Raw genomic sequence first — 4,643 nt, 5'->3', positions numbered from 1 at the left:
TATCCCGCGCGGGAGCTTCAGTCAATGAAACGGCTATTTCTCTATCCGTATGGGAAAGAGAAAAATTTTCACCATCCCGCGCGGGAGCTTCAGCAAATGAAAAAAATCTCACGCCAAAGGATTTTCGGTTGCATCCCCACAATAAAAAACTAATGAAAAGTAGGACGATGCATAATTAAACTCATAAACTCTTGACGAGTTTTCACATCATCAGCAAAAACACCACGCATAGCGCTAGTAGTTGTCCAAGAACCAGGTTTTTCTACTCCACGCATAACCATACACATATGAGTTGCTTCAACAACAACAGCAACACCCAAAGGTTTAAGTAATCCTTGAAGTGCATCAGCTATTTGTGCTGTTAAACGTTCTTGTACCTGTAAACGTCGGGCGTACATTTCACAAATTCGAGCAATTTTTGATAGTCCAATTACCTTTCCATTGGGAATATATGCTACATGAGCGCGACCAAGAATAGGCAAAATATGATGCTCGCAAGAACTAAAAAGATCGATATCTCTAACTAAAACCATCTCTGAGACATCTTCATTAAAAACAGCTCCATTCAGCAATTCATCTAGAGATTGATGATAACCTGAAGTGAGATATTTTAGCGCTTTTACCACCCGCTTAGGAGTATCTAATAATCCTTCCCGATCCGGATTTTCTCCTAATCCTATTAATAAAGTTCTCACCGCTTGAATCATTTCAGCTTCTGTAACAGGAGGCTGAGATTTTGTTTTCAAGTCATTGGTAGAAACAAAATCTGGAACTGTTGGTAAAGTCATAATTGAAAGGCTTTAAGCTTAATATTTTTGTTGAACAGTTTGGCAGATATTTTCCCACATAAAATTCAGATTAATTATGAGGATTATTATCTGTATTTCCCTAAGAATAGCCACTCTTAATTTATCACATAGTTAGACAATTTGTTAAACTTTGTTGAATCATTAATGGATTCAAGTCTCGTCCAATCAAGACTAACTGATTTGTCGGAGTAGTTAACCATTCCTCTACTTGCAGATCGTAGCGTTTACCACTCAATTGAAATATATGTTTTGATTCACTTTCTTGGAACCAAAGAATCCCTTTAGCTCTAAATATATTCTCTGGCAATTCATCTAGAAAATTATGTTGAAATTTTAGCATTGAAAAAGGTCTTTCACTTCGGAATGAAATAGATGTAAAGCCATCATTTATGAGATGATTTTTAGGTTTTTTTTGTAGTTCATACTGATGATTCTTATCTTCTATCAAATAAGGTTGAAGTTTGGATAGATTTACATCTAAAATTAAGTAGAATGGTATCTTGCTGTACTCACTTCTCAAAATCCTAGCTGCATTATTTATAGTTTTAATATAAGACTCTAAATAATCTACTCGATCTTGGGAGACTAAATCTGTTTTATTAAGTAAAATAATATCCCCATAAGCAATCTGTTTAAGAGCTGCTTCACTATCAAAATGGTCCGGTGTAAAATTTTCACTATCCACTAAAGTTAGTACAGAATCCAAGTAAGTTAAATCTTTCAAATCTGTACCCAAAAAAGTCAACATAATTGGCAAAGGATCTGCTAAACCAGTAGTTTCTATAATTAAATAATCAATTTTTTCATCCCGTTCTAAAATTTGGTAGACTGCATCTACTAATCCATCATTGATAGTACAACAAATACAACCATTACTTAGTTCTAGCATATTGTCATTAATATCTATTAATAACTGGCTATCTATATTAATGTCCCCAAATTCATTAACTAATATTGCAACTTTTAAATTCTGCTTATTCTGCAAAATTTGATTGATTAGGGTTGTTTTACCACTGCCTAAAAATCCAGTAATAATAGTAACTGGCATCCCTCTTTTAGGAATATCTAATTGTAGTGAATTATTCATTGATTGCTAAATTCATTGACGAAGACAGCTACTATTAAATCTTGTTGATTTTGAAGAACACAATCGAGTAAGTTCGTTTTGTAATTAACAAGAGAACCAGTCATAATGCTAGTTAATTTTCCTGATTAAAATGAGTTACTGACTAGCTGGGAAGTTGTTATTTATAGTTGACTTAAGAGATTCTGTTGGCTGAATTCCTTGAATTATGGCCATTTAACTTATGGAATAATTATTATAATAATTATCATAATTAAAATCTTACACCTAGTCAATGCATGGAGAAGGAAAAATTTCACCCTCCGCCTCCGAGAGCTTCAGCAAATGAAATGACTATTTCTCTTTCTTTATGTATGGAATGGAGAAGAGAAAAATTTTCACCATCCGGCGCGGGAGCTTCAGCAAATGAAACGACTATTGCTCTTTCTTTATGTATGGAGAAGAGAAAAATTTTCACCATCCGGCGCGGGAGCTTCAATCAATGAAACGACTATTGCTCTTTCTTTATGTATGGAGAAGAGAAAAATTTTGATCATCCGGCGCGGGAGCTTCAGTCAATGAAACGACTATTTCTCTTTTTTTATGTATGGAGAAGAGAAAAATTTTCACCATCCGGCGCGGGAGCTTCAGTCAATGAAACGACTATTTCTCTTTCTTTATGTGTGGAGAAGAGAAAATTTTCACCATCCGGCGCGGAAGCTTCAGTCAATGAAACGACTATTTCTCTTTCTTTATGTATGGAGAAGAGAAAAATTTTCACCATCCGGCGCGGGAGCTTGAGCAAATGAAAAAAATCTCGCGCCAAAGGATTTTCGGCTGCATCCCTACAATTTTTGTGATATCGTAAAAGTTAACTGGGGTTACTTGCCCATACCCATGACTTTTTCTTCAACTAACATTCCTTGCTAAAAGACTTTTTCAGCAAACCCTACCTACACAGATGTATTTGCTTTTTGCGTAAGTTTCTAATGCCTTTTGAAAACCCTGAAAACTTCATTCGGATGAAACTATAATTACTGCTTTTTCTCAGATTCTTTTTCTTTTTGGGGAATCGGAATTATCTCTTGAATTTTCTCTATCCATTCAGGAAATCCAGATGGATATAATTTAGGATGTGTAATCGTCACGGCAATACCAATAATCACAGAAACCAACCCCAAAATAATTTGCCCATTCTGCATCCAACTCAAGCAATATAAAAATTGTTTCCACAAGAAATTTAGACTATTCAATTTCTCTTCTTTCTCCTGAAGTAAAGGAGAATTTTTTACTTCTGGAAAATCTCTTATAGATTGGAAAAATTCTTCATCCCTACCTCCGTCTATCACATCATCAATTAAACTCCTTATATCAACTTTATCATAAGGATAATTATCGCAGTTATCTTTAAGTCTGCCATTGCTAATCCATTCTTTTAATTTGTCATATTTGTATAAATGTGGATTCTGACTATTTTTACAATTCGCACAATTACAAGGAATTAATTTATTATATTTGAGTCGATTATTCTAGGAACTATGAATTTTATCCAATTCGTGAGTCACTATAGTCATTAAATCTCGTTTTTGCTGCCCATAAATCCTAATTTTTATTTCTCTCTTACCGTAATATTCAATGACTTCTGCTCTTGCTTGATTTTTCTTGAGAATAACTCCGCTTTTCCAAACATAATTTTTGTGATTCAATATCCTTGTGTATCGCCACAATAAACTAAGTAATAATTCCCTTCGGCATAAATTTGTAAGTGTACCGTAGAATCAGATTATCATTTTCATCCCAGTCATATTCTGGTTTAATTGGTGTTAGTAATTGAGTCGCAACATAGGTATTATAAGTATGAGGAATTTGATAACAGAGTTGAAATTTAATCATTAATTATAGTAGCTCGTCGTGCATATTGGCATATATTGATTCATGCCAAATATCGACTAAATCATCTTTAGTAAATTTGCCAAAATCCTCATAAAATTTGGGATTATCTAAAGCTTTATAAACTGCTGCCGTTCCCCATTCTGGTTTAACAATAACTGTTTTATTTAACAACGGATATTGCCGAAAATACAGACTTTCAGTTAAACGCTCTTCATAAGCAGACATATTATTTTTACCATTTTTAACAAGGTAAGCGATCGCCTCAACAGAATCTAATTTATTTCTTTCCAAAGTCTCTATCTATAAAATTTACCCCCGTCTGACAATATTACCTCCATTAGAATAACAACCATTACAATAAATATCAAAAAGTTCTGCAAAGCTAATTTTTTCTAGAGATATCCTGATTAAAAAGACCATCCCAAAAAGTTTTCACCTTACTCATTATCCCTTCAGAATGCCAATTATTTTTTGCCTCCTCCAATACATAACCAGATACAGTTTCTATCTCCGTTTCAGTTAAACGCTCTTCATAAGCAGACATATTATTTTTACCATTCTGAACTAGGTAAGCGATCGCCTCAACAGAATCTAATTTATTTCTTTCCAAAGTCTCTATTTTTAAATTTTTCCCCCGTCTGACAATATTACCTCCATTAGAATAACAACCATTACAATAAATATCAAAAAGTTCTGCAAAGCTAATTTTTTCTAGAGATATCCTGATTAAAAAGACCATCCCAAAAAGTTTTCACCTTACTCATTATCCCTTCAGAATGCCAATTATTTTTTGCCTCCTCCAATACATAACCAGATACAGTTTCTATCTCCGTTTCAGTTAAACGCTCTTCATAAGCAGACATATTATTTTTACCATT

The 4,643-nt window shown here is 33.7% G+C and carries 7 protein-coding genes and 1 pseudogene; 1 reads left to right on the top strand and 7 read right to left on the bottom strand.

The window, feature by feature from the left end; all coding sequences use genetic code 11:
• Nucleotides 1–149 precede the first annotated feature (149 nt).
• Together folE and F6K22_RS24295 are read right to left on the bottom strand one after the other, a co-directional pair.
• The gene (gene folE, locus F6K22_RS24300; protein ID WP_293103849.1) at nucleotides 150–788 is read right to left on the bottom strand and encodes a GTP cyclohydrolase I FolE; all 639 of its coding nucleotides are present in this window, start codon (nucleotides 786–788) and stop codon (nucleotides 150–152) included.
• A 124-nt stretch (nucleotides 789–912) separates the two neighbouring features.
• Nucleotides 913–1,896: a CobW family GTP-binding protein gene (locus tag F6K22_RS24295; RefSeq protein WP_293103846.1), complete on the bottom strand. Its 984-nt coding sequence runs from the start codon at nucleotides 1,894–1,896 to the stop codon at nucleotides 913–915.
• Between the two features lie 503 nt (nucleotides 1,897–2,399).
• Between F6K22_RS24295 and F6K22_RS24290 the strand changes: the two genes are divergently transcribed.
• Nucleotides 2,400–2,681 (top strand): hypothetical protein, encoded by a 282-nt coding sequence (locus F6K22_RS24290; protein WP_293103844.1) that lies wholly within the window; start codon nucleotides 2,400–2,402, stop codon nucleotides 2,679–2,681.
• Between the two features lie 225 nt (nucleotides 2,682–2,906).
• Here F6K22_RS24290 and F6K22_RS24285 read toward each other — a convergent pair whose 3' ends face one another.
• The 5 genes and pseudogenes from F6K22_RS24285 to F6K22_RS24270 all read right to left on the bottom strand — a co-directional run bounded on the left by F6K22_RS24285 (nucleotide 2,907) and on the right by F6K22_RS24270 (nucleotide 4,504).
• The gene (locus F6K22_RS24285) at nucleotides 2,907–3,221 is read right to left on the bottom strand and encodes a hypothetical protein (RefSeq protein WP_293103841.1); all 315 of its coding nucleotides are present in this window, start codon (nucleotides 3,219–3,221) and stop codon (nucleotides 2,907–2,909) included.
• 12 nt (nucleotides 3,222–3,233) lie between these two features.
• A pseudogene (locus tag F6K22_RS43610) lies at nucleotides 3,234–3,599 on the bottom strand (COR domain-containing protein); the annotation flags it as partial.
• Between the two features lie 4 nt (nucleotides 3,600–3,603).
• Complete coding sequence (locus F6K22_RS43605; protein ID WP_483244159.1) at nucleotides 3,604–3,765, bottom strand: hypothetical protein; 162 nt, start codon at nucleotides 3,763–3,765, stop codon at nucleotides 3,604–3,606.
• A 3-nt stretch (nucleotides 3,766–3,768) separates the two neighbouring features.
• On the bottom strand, nucleotides 3,769–4,056 hold the full coding sequence (locus tag F6K22_RS43600; RefSeq protein ID WP_483244158.1) for a COR domain-containing protein: 288 nt from the start codon (nucleotides 4,054–4,056) through the stop codon (nucleotides 3,769–3,771).
• Between the two features lie 91 nt (nucleotides 4,057–4,147).
• Nucleotides 4,148–4,504, bottom strand: coding sequence for a cytochrome c family protein (locus tag F6K22_RS24270; protein WP_293103836.1), 357 nt, complete (start codon nucleotides 4,502–4,504; stop codon nucleotides 4,148–4,150).
• Nucleotides 4,505–4,643: the final 139 nt, after the last annotated feature.

Origin of the sequence: Okeania sp. SIO2F4 (genome assembly GCF_010672385.1) — a bacterium.
GTDB lineage: Bacteria > Cyanobacteriota > Cyanobacteriia > Cyanobacteriales > Microcoleaceae > Trichodesmium.
This window is presented reverse-complemented; position numbering and strand designations above follow the sequence as displayed.

Excerpts from the sequence above, each read along its gene's own strand:
- F6K22_RS43605 (WP_483244159.1), bottom strand. The coding sequence starts at position 3,765 with ATGATTAAATTTCAACTCTGTTATCAAATTCCTCATACTTATAATACC.
- folE (WP_293103849.1), bottom strand. The coding sequence starts at position 788 with ATGACTTTACCAACAGTTCCAGATTTTGTTTCTACCAATGACTTGAAA.
- F6K22_RS24295 (WP_293103846.1), bottom strand. The coding sequence starts at position 1,896 with ATGAATAATTCACTACAATTAGATATTCCTAAAAGAGGGATGCCAGTT.
- F6K22_RS24270 (WP_293103836.1), bottom strand. The coding sequence starts at position 4,504 with ATGGTCTTTTTAATCAGGATATCTCTAGAAAAAATTAGCTTTGCAGAA.
- F6K22_RS24290 (WP_293103844.1), top strand. The coding sequence starts at position 2,400 with ATGTATGGAGAAGAGAAAAATTTTGATCATCCGGCGCGGGAGCTTCAG.